This window comes from Bradyrhizobium sp. USDA 4452 (assembly GCF_054063575.1).
Map to the genome: position 1 here is coordinate 5606379 of NZ_JBSSGK010000001.1, position 16415 is coordinate 5622793.

Genomic DNA, 16415 nt, shown 5'->3' on the forward strand with positions numbered 1-16415 from the left:
AATCCCCGACCTCCATTTTGATGGAAATCAATGTGGCTGAAGGCAATGTCAGGATGGTTAGGTGGGCTTTCAGATTGCGTGGAGTGATGCGTGAGCTTCAGAACTTCGCGAAGTTTACTCGATGTTGAGTGAGGCCTGTCAGGCCTTGAACTGCGAAACTGCGCGGACAATCCTGCTAGGGGAGCGATTACGACATTCCTGGTCGTAGCTGCCGTCGTGGGAGCTGATCTGCCAACCACAACCGCGCCGCTCGCCTGAGATTGTTGTTCGGCGTACTTGAGCGTCATCTCGACGCGAGAGTGTCGTGCGGCGGCTGAGCCGGCATCTGGACCGACTTGAGGCTACAAATGCGCAGTGACTGCGCAAGGTAAGAGCCGTCTCGGGCTGCTTTGACAACGATCAAGGCCAGTTCGGCGCTGACTGTGCAACAAGCAGATACGTTGCAAAGCTGGCCAGATACATTTGTCCATCACCGAGCAACGAGGACTGCTTCATTTTAAGCTGTTCCGGGAGGCCGCCCTTGCTGGCGGCCTCTTTCATATCAATGTCACGCTCGCGTTCATAGTCGGGCGTTGGACCGATATCGGCGATGGCTTCGCCGTCTTGGAGGTCATAGTTCTGTTCCTTCGAAGATCGGGCTCACTTGGGTCGCCAGCCGCAACCGCCGACCGACAATGCCTCGAATGTTGCTTCCGACTCGAAAGACTCGACCGGTATCCGGGCGAAGTAGCCGGACTCCGATCAATGACGACCGTGTCGCGCGCTACGGATCGAGCTCAGTATCCCAGTAGAGATAGTCGAGCCAGCTCTCGTGCAGATAGTTCGGCGGGAACAGCCGGCCGTTGCGGTGGAGCTGGTGCACCGTCGGAGCGTAGGGCGTCTGCTTCGGAAACATCTTGGCCTGCTGCGGCGTCAGATTGCCCTTGCGCAGATTGCAGGGCGAGCAGGCGGCGACGACGTTCTCCCAGGTGGTCTGGCCACCCTTGCTGCGCGGAATGATGTGATCGAAGGTGAGGTCGTCGCCCGACAGGCAATATTGGCAGCTGAATCGGTCGCGCAGGAAAACGTTGAACCGGGTGAAGGCGGGGTGGGTGGTCGGCTTGACGAAGGATTTGAGGGATACGACGCTCGGAAGCTGGATTTCGAAGGAAGGACTTCGTACCGCCCGGTCGTAATATTCGACGATGTTGACACGATCGAGGAACACCGCCTTGATCGCGTCCTGCCAGGACCAGAGCGACAGCGGGTAATAACTCAGCGGCCGGAAGTCCGCATTCAAGACCAGCACCGGCCAACCGCCTTGCGAGACATGTGCGTTCAAATAACGCTCCTGATCTCCCATTAGCTGCGAAGCAGCATGCACTCACATACTACAGGCAGCGTGACGGGATTGTGAAGAGCAATGAGCGGCTTATCCGCCATGCCCTGCCATGTTCCTGCCGCGATTGCCTCCCGCCCGCGAGGCCCGTAAAGGGGGCCGCAAGGCCCTGTCGGCCAGTGACGGACCCTGCCGATGACCGCGACCACAAGCTATCTCGAGGCGCCGCGCCGGTTGCGCGCATTCGTGCGTGCGCACGAGACGAGCCTCGTGGTGCTGGCGTTGCTGATCGGCGCCATTGGCGGCCTCGTGGTCGCGGTCATGAGCAGCCTGGTCACGGTGTTGCACTCGGTGCTGTTCAATCTGCCGCTGGGCGAACGGCTGTCGAGCCAGCCCAGCATCGATCCCGTGCGGGCGCTTGTGGTTCCCACGGTAGGCGGACTGGTGCTTGGCGTAGCGTTCCTGCTGCTGCTCCGGGTCCGGCCGGCTCGGGAAATCGACCCGATCGAGGCCAACGCGCTTTATGGCGGCCGGATGTCGTTCCGCGGCAGCGTGATCGTGGCGCTGCAGACGATCTGGTCGAGCGGCGTCGGCGGCTCGGTCGGGCTCGAGGCCGGCTACACCCAGTTGTCCAGTGGTCTGGCCGCCTCGCTCGGCCGCGGTTTCCATCTCCGCCGCAACGACCAGCGAATCATGGTGGGCTGCGGCGCGGCGGCGGCCATCGCCGGAGCCTTCAGCGCGCCGCTGGCGGGCGCGTTCTACGCTTTCGAACTCGTGATCGGCGGCTACACGCCGGCAAGCCTTACTCCGGTCGGGGTGGCGGCGGTGACCGGCTATTTCGTCGCCCATGCCTTCGAGCCGCTGCCGCTCGGTGTCGGCGTCGGAACCGTCGGCGACGTGCTCGGACGGGATCTCGCGATTGCCGCGCTGCTCGGCGTGGTCGCGGCCCTGACCGGGATTGCGATCATGCGCGGGGTAGCGCTGTGCGAGGCGCTGCTCGCCAAGACCCGGCTCTGGCCGCCGCTGCGGCCGGCGCTGGGCGGGCTTGCGGTCGGCGCCATGGCGCTGCTGACGCCGCAGGTGATGTCGTCGGGCCACGGTGCGCTGCGCTTCGCCGGCATCGTGGCGATGCCGCTCACCTTTATCGCCGGCGTGTTCGCCCTGAAGGCGGTGGCTTCGATCGTGTCGCTCGGCTCGGGTTTCCGCGGTGGATTGTTCTTTGCCACGCTGTTCATGGGCGCGCTCGGCGGCCGGCTGTTCGCAGCCGGCGTCGACATCGGATGGCCGGGGCTGAACCTTGACCCAAACGCCTATGCGGTGATCGGCATGAGCGCGCTGTCGGCCTCGGTGATCGGCGGTCCATTGACGATGTCGTTTATCGCGCTGGAATCCACCGGCAATCTCTGGCTCACCACCGCGGTGCTGGTCGCGGTCATCATCTCGACCACGATCACGCGCGAGCTGTTCGGCTATTCGTTCGCGACCTGGCGGCTGCATCTGCGCGGCGAGACCATCCGCAGCGCCGCCGATATCGGCTGGATCCGCGATCTCACGGTCGGCAGGATGATGCGGCAGGACATGACGACGGTGAACGCCGCGATGCCGATCGAGGCGTTTCGCGAGAAATTCCCGCCGGGCTCGAAGACCCAGGTCGTCGCGGTCGACGGCGAGGGACGCTACGCCGGGCTCGCGCTGGTCGCCGAAGCGCATGCGCCCGATATCGAGGCCGACAAGGGGCTTGCCGCCATCCTGCGCTACGCCGACGTGGTGCTGCATCCCGGCATGAACGTGCAGGAGGCGATCGCGGTGTTCGACGCGGCCGAAGCGGAATCGCTCGCCGTGGTCGAGGGCGATGGCGACCGGCGGCCGATCGGCCTGCTCACCGAAGCCCACGCGATGCGGCGCTACGCTGAAGAATCCGAGCAGCGCCGCCGCGAGGTGATCGGCGAGATCTGATGGCGCGGGAGCGCTTTCGATCCGTCATCCAGAGGTGCGAGCAGAGCGAGGTTCGAAGGATGCACGGCCACCAGCCGGGCCGTCGACCCTTCGAGACGCGCGCGATGCGCGCTCCTCGGGGTGACGGAGTTAGGGAATTCGACGCTACGTCGGAATCCGCCTCCTCTTTCGTCATTCCGGGGTGCGCGTAGCGCGAGCCCGGAATCCATCTCCCGATCGTGGTTATGGATTCCGGGCCTGCGCTGCGCGCATCCCGGAATGACGATGTTGGTTATGTCAGCTTCGCCACCGGCCCGACGTCGCGCGGCAGCAGGCCCTCCTCGATCGCCTTGATCTGCAGCGCGAGATAGCGCGAGTTGATGCGGCATTGCGCGAGGCTGCCGGCGATGAACCACAGGCCGGGCTGCGGCGTGCGGGTGTACATGTTGCGCAGCTCCTGGCCGTCGCCAAAGCCCCAGATCGGGCCGACCCGCGCGGCCATCGCCTCGCCGAACAGCCGCTTCACCAGCTCTTCCTGCGGCCGGTAGCCGGTCGCGAGCACGATCAGGTCGGCGGCAACGGTCTCGCCGCTCTTCAGCCGGACGCCGTCGCTCACGAAGGTCTCGATATCGGCGAACTGCTTCAGGGCGATCGCGCCGCTGGCGACGAGGTCGGAGCAGCCGACGTTGAAGTAGTAGCCGCCGCCGCGGGTCAGGTACTTGAACTGCCAGCCGGTGCCGCCGTCGCCGAAATCGAGCTTGAAGCCCTTGCGTGCGAGACCGTCAAGCAGCGGCCTGTCGAACTCCTTCGACTGCTCGGTCATCAGCACATGGCTGCGCTTGGCGAGCGCGAGCGGCATCGAGGTTGCGATCAGATCGTTGTCCTCGAGCGAGCCTTCATTGTAGGCGGCATAGGCAAGCTGTGCCGACGGCTCGATATTGGTGACCAGGGTCGAGGAGCGCTGCACCAGCGTCACCTCGGCGCCGGAGGAATGCAGATCCTGCGCGATGTCGTGGCCGCTGTTGCCGGTGCCGATGACCAGCGCGCGCTTGCCGGCCCAATGCTCGCCGTCCTCATAGCCGCTGGAATGCATGACCTTGCCGGAGAAATTCTGCAGCGACGGGATATCAGGCACGTTCGGAATGCCGCTGACGCCGGTCGCCATCACGACATGGCGCGGCTGCATCTTGCGCGTCGTGCCGTCGGCGCGGCGCAGCTCGACAGTCCAACGCCCCGTTGCCTCGTCATAGCTGCCGCCGGCGAATTCCGTGCCGGTCCAGAAGTTCAGCTCCATGGCATCGACATAGGATTCGAACCAGTTGGCGAGCTTGTCCTTCGGGATGTAGGTCGGCCAGTTCGGCGGGAACGGCATGTAGGGCAGATGATTGACCTGCACCTGGTTGTGCAGCGTCAGCGCATGGTAGCGTTTGCGCCAATTGTCGCCGACGCGGGCTTCGCGGTCGACGATCAGCGCATCGATCTTTAGCTGTTGCAGCCGCGCGGCGATCGCAAGCCCGGCCTGTCCGCCGCCGACCACCAGCACGTCGGGATCGCGGCCGGCATATTCCGCGGATGCCTTGCGCAGGTCGAGCCAGTTGGGGCCGCGGAAGTCGCGGGAATAGGCCTGTCCACGCGGTCTTGTGTGTCCCTGCTGCTCCTCGAATCCCTTCAGCTCCTCCAGTGCGGTGAGCAAGGTCCAGGCCTTCAGCCGATCGCAGTCGGCAGCATCCGGGATCAGCCGCACGATGCCGTGGCCGCGGCCGACAGCGGTTTCGAACTTGAAGATCGCCTCGATTGCCTGGGTGCCGGCGCGCATCACCCGGCGGGGCGGCGCGCGCTCGGCGTCGATGCGGAAATCATGCGGCGCGCTCCGGCGGGCATGTGCGGGCAGTTCCTCGACGATGGCAAAGGCGCGGTTGACGGTCTGGATGTTCCAGCTCAGCGCCAGCACGTCGCGCCAGTAGCTCTCGGGATGGAACAGCGGCTTCAGCAGCACATCGTCGGGGCCCGCCAGCGCATCCTCGAACTGCACAAGCCAATTGTCGGCGGCGACCGAAATATCGTCCGTCTTGTCGAGCATTGGGCGTTTCTCGTCATCGGCCGCCCTTGGTGACGTTTTCTTGGCGGCGTTCCCTTGCCCGCAAGCCTATACCCATTGGCAAGGTTGCAGAAAGGGCGTGACGGGATATCGCCTATTCGGCCAGCGAGAGGATCAGGCCTTGATCCGGCGGAACGCGGCCCTGCAGGGTATCGAGATAGGCCTCGCGCACCGCGGCCGGGCCGCGCCGTTCGACCACATCGAGCCAGTTGGGCAGATGCGGCACGAGCTCCGTCCATGCGGCGCCGAAGCGCTGGTCGATGCCGCCGGGACCCCATTCCTTGGCGCGCTTGCGGATCTGGTCGGGTGCGAAGAACCACACCGGCTTGGCGCCGGGCAGCGTCGCCTCGTCCGGCTCGCTCGCACGATGGGTGAGCCCGACCCGGCCGGAATAGACCATCTGCGCGCCGAAGTGCCGGTGCAGGGCCTCGCGCAACGCACTGTTGCCGGCCATGTCGACATAGGCGACCGGCTCAGCCGGCGGGATCGCGGTGACCCGGTCATAGGTGACGACCTCGTCGTAGCAGCCGAGTGAATTGACGAAATCGACATTGCCCTTCGAGGTCAGCCCGATCACGCGGATACCGCGCTTGTGCAGCAGATGGGCGAGCCCGAACGCGGTCTTGCTCGAGGCCGACGACAGGATGACGCGGCGCGCGCCGTAGAATTCATTCTCGGCGAGGAAGTCGTCGACCAGGAACGAGAGCATGAACAAGGGCAGTAGCAGCGCGCGGAAATCGCCCTGCTGGCCGGCATAGCTCGGATCGCCGGAGACGCGGGCATAGGCGTTGTAGACCGGCGAGACCTCCTGGCGGTGCGCGGCCGCATCGCGCAAGCCGCGCTTGCTGACGTCGGCGGCCTCAATGACAAGATGGGTCGCCATCGGGAAATAGCCGAACAGCGTTTCGCCGGTTGCGATCATGGGATGTTTCGAGGCCAGCACCTCGCCAAAGCCCCACACCGGGATGATGCCGTAGCCATCCGGCCCCGGGAACAGGTGCCAGTATTTCAGCTGCTCGCCGATCACGGCGTAGGTGATGTTGTTGGCGGTGAAGGCGAAGCGGGTCACCTTCACCAGCAGCGCGTCGTCCGGCAGCGCCGCCGCATCGGGCAATCGCGTCTCGATCACCTTGCATTGCTGCAGGTCGTTGCGGATGACGATGAAGTCAGTGGCGTTCATGGCGATGATCCCGGCTTCGGATGCGGGCGCATCGTTGCGTCGATCGCCGGGCGTTTGCAACAGCAACTAAGTTTCAAACGCCGTTCGCCTCACCGTCACCTCGTCAGCGAAGCTGCCCTTCGCGGTAGAGGTCGCGCAGCTTGCGCTTGAAGATCTTGCCGGTCGCCTCGCGCGGCAGCGCGCCTATGAAGCGGATGTCCTTCGGCACTTTGAAATTGGCGAGCTTGCCGCGGAGGAAATCCTGGATCGCCGCGACCGACAGCGCAGCGCCCGCTTCCGGCTCGACGCAGGCGAACAGCCGCTCGCCATATTCGTCGTCGGGCACGCCGAACACCGCGCAGTCGCGGACGCCGTCCATGCCGATCAGCGTGTTCTCGATCTCGGCGGGGTAGATGTTGACGCCGCCCGAGATCACCATGTCGCGCTTGCGGTCGCACAGGAACAGATAGCCGTCGGCGTCGAGATAGCCGACATCGCCGACGCTGATCAGGCCCTCGCGATCGGCCTCGGCGCGCGCCTTGGCGTTACCGTGATAGTCGAAGTCCGATATCAAGGTTTGACGCATGAAGATTTCGCCGGGCTCGCCGATGTCGCATGGCGTGCCGTCAGGCCGGAAGATCCTGACGATGCCGCCCTCGATCGCCCGCCCGACGGTGCCGGGCTTGGCCAGCGCCTCGGCGGACGAATGCCAGACCGGGATGCCGGTCTCGGTCGAGCCGAGATATTCGTTGATCACGGGGCCCCACCACTCGATCATGGCGCGCTTGACGTCGACCGGGCAGGGCGCCGCGCCATGGATGATGAAGCGCAGCGACGACAGGTCGTAGCGGCGCCGCGTCTCCTCCGGCAGCCGCAGCAGCCGCACGAACATGGTCGGCACCATGTGCATGTGGGTGACGCGGTGACGCTCGATCAGTTGCAGCAGATCCTCGGGATCGAAGCGCGGTTCGAGCACGATGCTGCAGCCGTTACGGAACGCGAGCATGCCGTAGGAATGCGGGGCCGAATGATACATCGGCCCGTTCATCAGGATCACCTGATCCTCATCGGGCTTGATGCCGTAGGTGAGCGCACCGATGCGGGCCGCCGCCGGCAGCTGCTCGGGACGCATCGGCTTGCGCCGAACGCCCTTCGGCAGTCCGGTCGTGCCCGACGTATAGAACATCGGCGCGGCGCCTAGCGGCGCGTCGGCCAGCGGGGCATGGGTGTCGCGCCATTGATCCCAGTCGGCGACGCCATCGGGCACGCGCGTGAGCTCCGGCGCCACGCCATAGGCTGCGGCGATCTCCGGCGGCGTCGTCACCACCAGCAGCTTGATCCCCGGCGGCAACCCGTCGCGGATCTGCGGCAGCAGGTCGGCGTGGCAGACCAGCGTGTCGGCGCCGCTGTCGGACAGGATGTAGCCGACCTCGTCGGCCTTCAGGTGCCAGTTGATCGGTACCACCGGACTGCCGAGTGCGGCTGAGGCTGCGACCACCTCGAACAGCGCGAAATCGTTGCGCAACATCATGCCGACCGGCTTGCCGCCCTGCACGCCGAGCGCGCGGAAGCCGGTCGCCGCCCGCGCGATGCGGGCGTGAATGTCGCCATAGCTGATCTGTCTATCGCCGCTGATGATCATGCCGGGTTTCTCCAGGCGGTTGTCCGGGCGTCAGGCGCTGGCCCGCAGGAAGTCGCTGCGCGCCTCGGTGTACTCCGCCTTCAGCCGCGTCACCAGCTCGGCCACCGGCGGGGCGTCGGTGATCTGGCCGATGCCCTGGCCCGAACCCCAGATGTCGCGCCAGGCCTTGGCCTTGGTGTTGCCGCCGGAGCCGAAATTCATCTTGGACTTGTCGGCGACCGGCAGGTTGGCCGGATCGAGGCCCGCGGCCGCGATCGAGGGTCCGAGGTAGTTGCCGTGAACCCCGGTGAACAGGTTCGAATAGACGATGTCGTGCGCGGCGTATTCGGTCAGCGCCTGCTTGTACCTGATGTCGGCGTTGGCTTCCTCGGTGGCGATGAAGCGGGTGCCGACATAGGCGAGGTCGGCGCCGAGCGCGAGCGCGGATGCGATGCTCCAGCCGTCGGAGATCGCGCCCGACAGCAGGATGGTACCCTTGAACCACTGCTTGACCTCGCGCACCAGCGCGAACGGCGACAGCGTGCCGGCATGGCCGCCGGCGCCGGCGCAGACCAGGATCAATCCGTCGACGCCCTGCTCGGCGGCCTTGCGGGCGTGCTTCACGTTGATGACGTCGTGGAACACCACGCCGCCATAGGAATGCGCGGCCTCGACGATCTCGGACGGCGGGCGCAGCGAGGTGATGATGATCGGCACCTTGTGCTTCACGCAGGTTTCCATGTCGTGCATCAGCCGGTCGTTGGAGGCGTGGCAGATCTGGTTGACCGCGTAGGGCGCGACCTTCTTTTCCGGGTGAAGCGCTTGGTACTCGCCGAGCTCGTTCTCGATCCGCGTGAGCCATTCGTCGAGCTTCTCGACCGGGCGGGCGTTGAGCGCCGGGAACGAGCCGACGATGCCGGCCTTGCACTGCGCGATCACGAGCTCGGGCCCCGAGACGATGAACAGCGGGGAACCGACCACCGGCAGTTCGAGCCTGTTGGCGAGCGAGGCGGGCAGCGGCATTGTTCGGATCCTCCATGCGTACCGCCCGGCCGGTGCCGGGGCGAATCGCGATTTGTTGTGATGGCCGGAAGCGGCGGCTCCCTTGGCGCGGCAATATAAGGCTGGACGGCTGCGTCATGGCGTTCAATATTGAACAGATCATTAGCCAGAAATGAACAACGGCGCGGGCGGCGGCATGAACTGGGAGCTTTGCAAGACGTTCGTCGCGGTGGCGGAGACGCGCAGCTTCGCCGGCGCGGCGCGGCGGCTGCGTATCAGCCATCCCACCGTCGGCCGCAACGTCGCGGCGCTCGAGAAGCAGCTCGGGACCCGTCTGTTCGCCCGATCCAATGACGGCTTGTCGCTGACGTCGCAAGGCCGCAAATTCCGCGAGCACACCGAGGTGATGGCGGCGGCAGCCCTGCGCGCGGAGGCGTCCGCATCCGCCACCGGGGAGCAAGCCCGCGGCGTCGTGAAGCTGTCGATCGGCGCCACGCTGGCGGCGCATTGGCTGATGCCGCGCCTCGGGCCGTTCCTGCGCGATCATGCCAACATCCAGCTCGAGATCATCACCCACCCGTTTCCGGCGAGCGCGCGCCGCCGCGAGGCCGACGTGGTGTTGCGGCCGGTCGATGCCGGGGACGAGAACCTGATCGGGCGCAAGATCGGACGGCTCGGCGCCGGCTTCTACGCGTCACGCGGTTATGCCGCCGGGCGCAAGTTGCCGGAGCGGCCGGACGAGTGGCGGGGGCACAGCGTGATCGGCTTTGCCGACCAGGCCTCGAATGCGCGGCTGGCGCAATGGAGCGATGTCATCACGCGGCAGGGCACGCTGGTGATGCGCTGCTCCTCGCAGGGCGACATGCTCGCGGCGGCGCGGGCCGGGCTCGGGATTTGCGCGCTGTCCTGCCTGGTCGGGGCGGATTATCCCGATCTGGTGCGGGTCGCGCCGCAGAAGCTGTCGAGCCTCTCCGATCTCTGGCTGCTCGCCCATCCCGACCTGGTCGAGCTTCCCTCGGTGCGCGCCGTCATCGGCTTCGTCACCGATTGCGCACGCGAGGACCGCGTCAGGCTGCGCGGTTAGAGCGTAGTCTCACGCGCGCGCCCGCCATAACGTCACCGCAAGCAGCAGAAGAGCAGCGCAAGTCCACAGCGACTGCCAGTTCTCCGGTCCTTCGTTGAAGCCAACATAGATCGCCGCCACGACAAAAATGCCGGCAAATATCGATTCCGCAAGCGGACGGATTCCCTTGGTGGGAGGATTGAGCAGCGCAATCGCCGCAAACGGCACCGCGGCCATCGTGAAAGGCGCGAAGGGAAAATCAATGAAGCGCGGGTCGAACACGAGGCCAAGTGCGGTCGCGGTCCCGACCACTGTGGTGACGATCAAGGCCAGTCCGTGCATGGTGACCAGCACCGACCCAGTGTGGTGGCCGGTCGGACCCAGCAATTCGAGAAAGCTGGGCGATGCGCGACCCGACATCAGGGCGTTGGCGCCAAGCACCGGCGAAGCCGTTGCCGCTGCCAGCAGCGAGCCCCACAGCAGCCAGCCACCCGTGCCGTAACTTTCATAGACCATTTTCTGGGCGGCCACCCCAAACAGGATTCCGGCTGTGGTCGCCGATAGCCCGACCGCAAGCCATGATGCGAGTCTTGCTTCCTTTGGCTCCCTGGGCTTGCGGCGCAAGGTCAGCCACGCGGCGCCGAACACCAGGATCGCCAGCGCCATTCCGCTGACCATCTGCAGTTTCCAGAGCGGAAAGTTGCTGATCGGTTGTCCGGGCGGATATTTCAGCGCGCGCGCGTCAGAATCGAACAGTCCCCAGGTTCCGCCGATCGTGCCCTCGATCTCCCGCTTCCATCCTTCATCGTAGGCCTCGAACAGGTTGACGCGGAAATGCTCGCGCCGCGCAAGGTCGAGCACCTCCGAGACCACCCGCGCCTGATTGGTCCGCGAGGGCAGCGCCGATTCGCGCATGCGCCCTTCGCTCGGCCAGCCGAATTCGCCGATCAGGATTTCCTTGCCGGGAAAGACCGCCGCAATCTGCCGTCGAATCTCGTCAGCATGAGCCGCGGCATGCTCCGCGGGGATTGGGATATTCTCCCAATATGGCAGGATGTGAATCGTGATGAAATCGACCGCGTCGTAAAGTTCGCGATTGCTCAGCCAGAACTCCCAGACGTCGGCATAGGTCACGGGAACGCTGACCTGGGCCTTGATCGAGCGGATCATGGCAGTGAGGTCGGACACCGACATTTCCTTGCGCAGCAGAACCTCGTTGCCAACCACGAGTGCTGTGATCGTGTCCGGATATTCCTTGGCGAGGCGTATCGCGGTTTCGACCTGTGTCGCATTCTTCTTGCGGTCCCGATCCAGGAAAATGCCCTGAATGACTTTCAGCCCCGCCTTGGCTGCGAGCCCGGGAATCTGGTCGAGTCCGAGATCGGTCGCGTAGGTCCGGATGCAATTGGATATCTTCGCGAGTTGCGCGAGATCTTCCGCGATCTGTTCTGGCGAGACCTGCGTCTCCGGCGAAAGCGATGTCTGATTGTTGCGGAACGGGGCGTAGGAGATGCACTGAACTTTGTCATTTGGGTCAATCGGTGCGCGAGGCAGGCTGACCGGGATGCCCAGCCGCCACCACGCCGCGGCGATAGCCCCGAGGGATATCAGAAGAAGCGTCAGCGGGATGCGAAGCGATAGCAGGTCTGTCCCCCTTGGAGGAAGGATGCGTGGGCAAAAATGGGCGAGGCCGGCAATTGAACAAGTATTGGTCGGCCGATGCTATATCAGGCGACTACGCAGTTGGAGTGTTTTCTCCACGACCTACCTTGCACCGGCGATCACGCCCTCGCGATTCTTCAATACGCGATAATATGCCCACCACAGATGTGCGGCGGCGCCACGCAGCGGACGCCACGGCTCCGCAAGCGGGGCCATCTGCTTCGGCGTCGGCCGCTCCTTCAGCCCGAGCCCGACCTTGACCGCTTCCTGCACGGCGAGGTCGCCCGCCGGCCACGCATCGCCATGGCCAAGGCAGAACAAGAGATAGACGTCGGCGGTCCACGGGCCGATCCCGGGCAGCGCGGTCAGCGTATTGTGCGCGGCATCGGCCTCTTCGTTGGCGAGCACGTCGAGGTTCAGCCGCTCCTCGGCGAGCTCGCGCGCGATGTGCTTCAGCGTCTTGATCTTGGCCGCGGAGAGCCCGAGCCGGCCGAGCCGGTCGGCCCGCGCCTTGCGGATCGTATCATGGTGGAACGGGTCGAACGCCTGGCTGACGCGGCCCCAGATCGCGGCAGCACTCGCGGTCGACAGCTGCTGGCCGCAGATGATCGCAGCAAGTCCCGCAAACCCCGGCTCGCGCTGCCGGATCGTCGGCATGCCGGTCAGCTCGAGGATGGGGCGCAGCCGTCGATCCTGGTCGACCAGCTTGTGGATGGCGTCGTCGAGGTCGGCCTGGGTTTCGAGATGGATCAGCATTGCGGGATCTGCATTGGCTCGTCATGCGCGGGCTTGCCGCCTCTGCTAAAGCTCCGGCGGGCCTGGATGCGAGGGCCTCGGCGAAGCCTTGGCGGAGCCGGGACCCGCGCATCCATCTCCTACCGTAACAGAGTCTTGTCCAGCCGCATGGTCCGGAAAAGTGGAAACCGGTTTTCCCGCGCGACAAACGCAGGGCGTTCGCGCGAAGATCATGCCCAAACAAGGATCGCCGGGCGGGGCCCGGCAATGACGAACGATCAAACGCTATGCCACCCGTTTTCCGTTTTGCACCGAGTCCGAATGGCTACCTGCATCTCGGCCATGCCTATTCGGCGCTGCTCAACCACGATCTGGCGCGCGATTCGGGCGGACGCTTCCTGCTGCGGATCGAGGACATCGACGCGACGCGCTGTAGGGTCGAGTTCGAGCAGGCGATCTATGAGGATCTGGCCTGGCTCGGCATCGCCTGGGAGACCCCGGTGCGGCGGCAGTCGGAGCATTTTGCCGCCTATCGCGCGGCGCTCGATCGTCTGGCGGCGCAGGGACTGGTCTATCCGAGCTTCGAGAGCCGCGCCGAGGTCGCGCGGCTGGTCGCGGAACGCGAGGCCGGCGGTGCATGGCCGCGCGATCCGGACGGCGCGCCGCTCTATCCGGGAACGGCGAAATCCCTCGCGGCCGAGGCGCGCGACCGGCTGATCGGGCAAGGTGCGCCGTTCGCGCTGCGGCTCGACATGACCGCGGCATGCGCCCGCAGCGGCGGCCTGCGCTGGCGGGAGGCAGGCGAGGGCCCGGCCGGCAAGACCGGGGACGTGGCGGCCCGGCCGGAGGCCTGGGGCGACGTGATCCTGGCGCGCAAGGAGACCCCAACCAGTTACCATCTCTCGGTCGTGATCGACGACGCGCTGCAAGGCGTCACCGATGTGGTCAGGGGCGTTGACCTGTTCTGGTCGACCAGCGTGCATCGGCTGCTGCAGGAACTACTTGGCCTGCCTGTGCCGACCTACCTGCACCATGCACTGATCCTGGACGCCGCCGGCCAAAAGCTGTCGAAATCGACCCGGGCGACCGGACTGCGCGAACTGCGGGCGGAGGGCGCCAGCCCGGCCGATATTCGCCGCCTGGTCGGCTTGCGATAGATCCCGCCCGCGCTCGCGAAACAGCATGGTTACCATCACGGGGCTCTGCTGTGGCGCACCGCAAACCGCGCCGTGACTCCGGCACGTTTGGCATGCCATGTTGTTGTCCGGGGCGGGGATCACGGAGACCATGGCGTCAAAATCGCGCGTACGGCGCAGCAAGCGGCAGTCCAAAGGGATGCCGCCGGAGGCGCGCGCCGAAAAAACGCGGCCCGCCAAAGTGCGCACTGCCAAGACAGGCACTGCCAAGACACGCTCCGCCAAGACGCGCTCCGCCAAGATGCGCTCCGCCAAGACGCGCGCGGTCAAGCCGAGCCGCAAGCGGGCTGCCCCGAAGGCCGCGCCGGGCATGGTCGAGACCGCGCTTGCCGCCTTTGCCCATGAAGTCCGGACCCCGCTGACCGGGATCCTCGCGATCAGCAACCTGCTTGCGACGTCGGATCTCGGCGAGCGCGAGCGGCGCTGGGTCGATACCATCAAGGCCGGGGCCGAGCATCTGGCGAGCCTCGCGACCCTGTTCGTCGACGCCGCCCGGAGCGAGGGGCCGGGGCTCGAGATCCGGCAGGACTTCTTCGACCTGCGCACGCTGGCGCGCCATGCTGGCGATTCGCTGGCCGGCCGCGCCGCAGCCAAGGGATTGCGGGCCTCGGTCGAGATCTCCGCGAAGCTGCCGACGTTTGCGGTCGGCGATCCCGTCCGGCTGCGCGCGGCGCTGGAAAACCTGATCGACAACGCCGTCAAGTTCACCGAGCAGGGCAGCATCGAGCTGCACGTCGCGCCGGTGCGTGCGGCCAAGGGAAAGGCCAAGGGCAAGGCGGGGCGCCGAATCGGCGTTGCCTTTACGATTTCCGACAGCGGCATCGGCCTGACGTTATCGGAGGTCAAGCGCCTGTTCCGGCCGTTCTCGCAGGCCAATGTCACGATCGCCGCGCGATTCGGCGGCGCAGGGCTCGGCCTCTCCTCGGTCAGGCAGCTCGCGCGCGCCATGGGCGGCGACATCGCCGTGGCCCAGCGTGCAGGCGGCGGCACCGTCTTCACGCTCAATGTGGTGCTGGCTTCGGCCGCAGCACCGGCCGGCGCGCCGGCGCGCGAGGGCGCAGCGGTGCCGTCATCGCAGGGGCTGCGGCTGCTCAGCGTCGAGGACAATCCGTTCGGTCGCGTCGTGCTCAACACGATCCTGACCGAGCTTGGTCACCATGCCGAATTCGTCGGTCAGGCCGAGGGTGCGCCGGAGCGGCTCGCACAGGGGGCCTTCGACGCCGTACTGATGGACATGGTGCTGCCCGGCATCGGCGGTGTCGAGGCAATCAAGCGCATCCGCGCGCTGCCGCCGCCGCAGGGCGGCATCGTGATCGTCGGGATCTCCGGCCGAGCCGAGGACGAAGCCGCGGCGCGCGCCGCCGGTGCCGACGCCTTCCTGGTCAAGCCTGTTTCTCCGCGGGCGCTCGCGACTGCGCTGCTTGAAGCGTCACGCCGCGCGGCAACCGCGACTTGATGATCGAAGCGTTCAATTCGCCGCCGAACACGAAGATCGCGGCGATGAAATACAGGAACACCAGCGCGATCACCACCGATGCGAGCCCCGCATACATCGTGACGTAGTTGTTGGCGAAGCGCGCCAGATACATGCCGAAGCCGATGCCCGAGATCAGCGAGGCCACCACGGTGAAAATGATGCCGGGCAGGATCTGCGTGAAGCCGCGGCGGCCCGCCGGCAGCCAGGCATGCAGGATGAACAGCGCGACGACCAGCGCGAGGATCGTGATGCCGTAACGTGCGGTGTTGAGCAGGCTCTCGTTCGATTCGACGAAGAACGGGATGTAGCGTCGCGCCGCCTCGATGATCAGCGGTCCGAGCACGATCAGGAATGCCATCGCGAGCGAGGTGAACGCCGCAACCAGCGTGTAGCCAATCGATTCCAGCCGCAGCCAGTACCAGCGCCGCGGCTCGATCACGGCATAGGCGCGGTTCAGCGCCACCCGCAGTGCCTCGACGCCGTTGGAGGCGAAGTACACCGCGAGCACCGCGCCGATGGTCAGGATGTCGCCGCGGGTATTGGTCAGCACATCGTGGATCTGGCCGGACAGCGCCCCGGCGACCTGATCCGGCCACACCTGCAGCAACAGCCCGACTGCCTGGTCGGCGAGTTGCTTGGAGCCGAAGAAGCCGGCCAGCGAGGTCAGCACGATCAGGAACGGAAACAGCGCCATCAGGGTCGACAGCGCGATGTGGCTCGCGATCGCCCAACCGTCGTCGGCGAGGAACGTGTAAAAGGCATCCATCACGACGTGGGTGACGTAACGAAGCTGCTTCACATTCCACCCGGCATTGTCGACAACCGCTCGGTCCGAGGACGGGCCCAGCATCTGATATTACGCAGTGAAAAGCCAGTTGGTTGCATCTGCCGCCGTGTGGAAGTCCGCGTCCTGCGGTGTTATGTACCGCAGATGACATCTGTCCTCAGCACGATCATTCTTCCCATCGCCGTCGGCGCCGTCGCGCTGGTGCTTCTGCTCGGCCTCGTCAACATGATGAAGGGCGGCTCGCCGAACACATCGCAGAAGCTGATGCGGCTGCGCGTGCTGTTTCAGTTCGTCGCCATCGTCATCGCGATGCTCGCGGTCTGGGCGATGGGGCGCTAGAGCGCTTTCGAGCGGCGGGCGCG

Annotated in this window: 14 protein-coding genes; 5 read left to right on the forward strand and 9 right to left on the reverse strand. The window is 65.8% G+C overall.

The features are described 5' to 3' along the window. Nucleotides 1-399 precede the first annotated feature (399 nt). Both ACVISU_RS26735 and ACVISU_RS26740 read right to left on the reverse strand, forming a co-directional pair. Complete coding sequence (locus tag ACVISU_RS26735) at nt 400-540, reverse strand: hypothetical protein (protein ID WP_157113544.1); 141 nt, start codon at nt 538-540, stop codon at nt 400-402. A gap of 223 nt (nt 541-763) precedes the next feature. Further along, entirely contained in the window at nt 764-1321 is a 558-nt protein-coding gene (locus ACVISU_RS26740; protein ID WP_016845270.1) for an HNH endonuclease, read from the reverse strand. A gap of 192 nt (nt 1322-1513) precedes the next feature. On the opposite strand from ACVISU_RS26740, the gene ACVISU_RS26745 reads away from it, so the two are divergent. Beyond that, complete coding sequence (locus ACVISU_RS26745; protein ID WP_050403422.1) at nt 1514-3274, forward strand: chloride channel protein; 1761 nt, start codon at nt 1514-1516, stop codon at nt 3272-3274. A gap of 271 nt (nt 3275-3545) precedes the next feature. Here the strand turns inward: ACVISU_RS26745 and ACVISU_RS26750 are convergent, their stop codons facing one another. From ACVISU_RS26750 to ACVISU_RS26765, 4 genes are all read right to left on the reverse strand, one after another. Next, nucleotides 3546-5333: a flavin-containing monooxygenase gene (locus ACVISU_RS26750; RefSeq protein ID WP_456708852.1), complete on the reverse strand. Its 1788-nt coding sequence runs from the start codon at nt 5331-5333 to the stop codon at nt 3546-3548. Between the two features lie 112 nt (nt 5334-5445). Further along, complete coding sequence (locus ACVISU_RS26755) at nt 5446-6531, reverse strand: DUF2855 family protein (RefSeq protein WP_456708853.1); 1086 nt, start codon at nt 6529-6531, stop codon at nt 5446-5448. Between the two features lie 103 nt (nt 6532-6634). Beyond that, nucleotides 6635-8152, reverse strand: coding sequence for an acyl-CoA synthetase (locus ACVISU_RS26760; RefSeq protein ID WP_456708854.1), 1518 nt, complete (start codon nt 8150-8152; stop codon nt 6635-6637). Between the two features lie 30 nt (nt 8153-8182). Continuing rightward, nucleotides 8183-9154, reverse strand: coding sequence for an NAD(P)H-dependent flavin oxidoreductase (locus ACVISU_RS26765; RefSeq protein ID WP_050403426.1), 972 nt, complete (start codon nt 9152-9154; stop codon nt 8183-8185). Between the two features lie 175 nt (nt 9155-9329). On the opposite strand from ACVISU_RS26765, the gene ACVISU_RS26770 reads away from it, so the two are divergent. Then, a complete protein-coding gene (locus ACVISU_RS26770; RefSeq protein ID WP_456710901.1) occupies nt 9330-10217 on the forward strand; it encodes a LysR family transcriptional regulator in 888 nt (295 codons plus the stop codon). Between the two features lie 9 nt (nt 10218-10226). Here ACVISU_RS26770 and ACVISU_RS26775 read toward each other — a convergent pair whose 3' ends face one another. Together ACVISU_RS26775 and ACVISU_RS26780 are read right to left on the reverse strand one after the other, a co-directional pair. Then, on the reverse strand, nt 10227-11840 hold the full coding sequence (locus ACVISU_RS26775) for a glycoside hydrolase family 17 protein (protein ID WP_456710902.1): 1614 nt from the start codon (nt 11838-11840) through the stop codon (nt 10227-10229). A 120-nt stretch (nt 11841-11960) separates the two neighbouring features. Then, nucleotides 11961-12614, reverse strand: coding sequence for a DNA-3-methyladenine glycosylase family protein (locus ACVISU_RS26780; protein ID WP_050403428.1), 654 nt, complete (start codon nt 12612-12614; stop codon nt 11961-11963). A gap of 266 nt (nt 12615-12880) precedes the next feature. On the opposite strand from ACVISU_RS26780, the gene gluQRS reads away from it, so the two are divergent. Both gluQRS and ACVISU_RS26790 read left to right on the forward strand, forming a co-directional pair. Then, nucleotides 12881-13750 carry a tRNA glutamyl-Q(34) synthetase GluQRS gene (gluQRS, locus tag ACVISU_RS26785; protein WP_456708855.1) on the forward strand — a complete coding sequence of 290 codons (870 nt, stop codon included), beginning with the start codon at nt 12881-12883 and terminating at the stop codon, nt 13748-13750. 130 nt (nt 13751-13880) lie between these two features. Further along, complete coding sequence (locus ACVISU_RS26790) at nt 13881-15245, forward strand: ATP-binding protein (RefSeq protein WP_456708856.1); 1365 nt, start codon at nt 13881-13883, stop codon at nt 15243-15245. Here the strand turns inward: ACVISU_RS26790 and ACVISU_RS26795 are convergent. After that, entirely contained in the window at nt 15172-16032 is an 861-nt protein-coding gene (locus ACVISU_RS26795) for a YihY/virulence factor BrkB family protein (RefSeq protein ID WP_456710903.1), read from the reverse strand. The two genes, ACVISU_RS26790 and ACVISU_RS26795, sit on opposite strands and share 74 nt — an antisense overlap. A gap of 165 nt (nt 16033-16197) precedes the next feature. Between ACVISU_RS26795 and ACVISU_RS26800 the strand changes: the two genes are divergently transcribed. Next, complete coding sequence (locus tag ACVISU_RS26800; RefSeq protein WP_050403431.1) at nt 16198-16392, forward strand: twin transmembrane helix small protein; 195 nt, start codon at nt 16198-16200, stop codon at nt 16390-16392. The last annotated feature ends 23 nt before the right edge of the window (nt 16393-16415 follow it).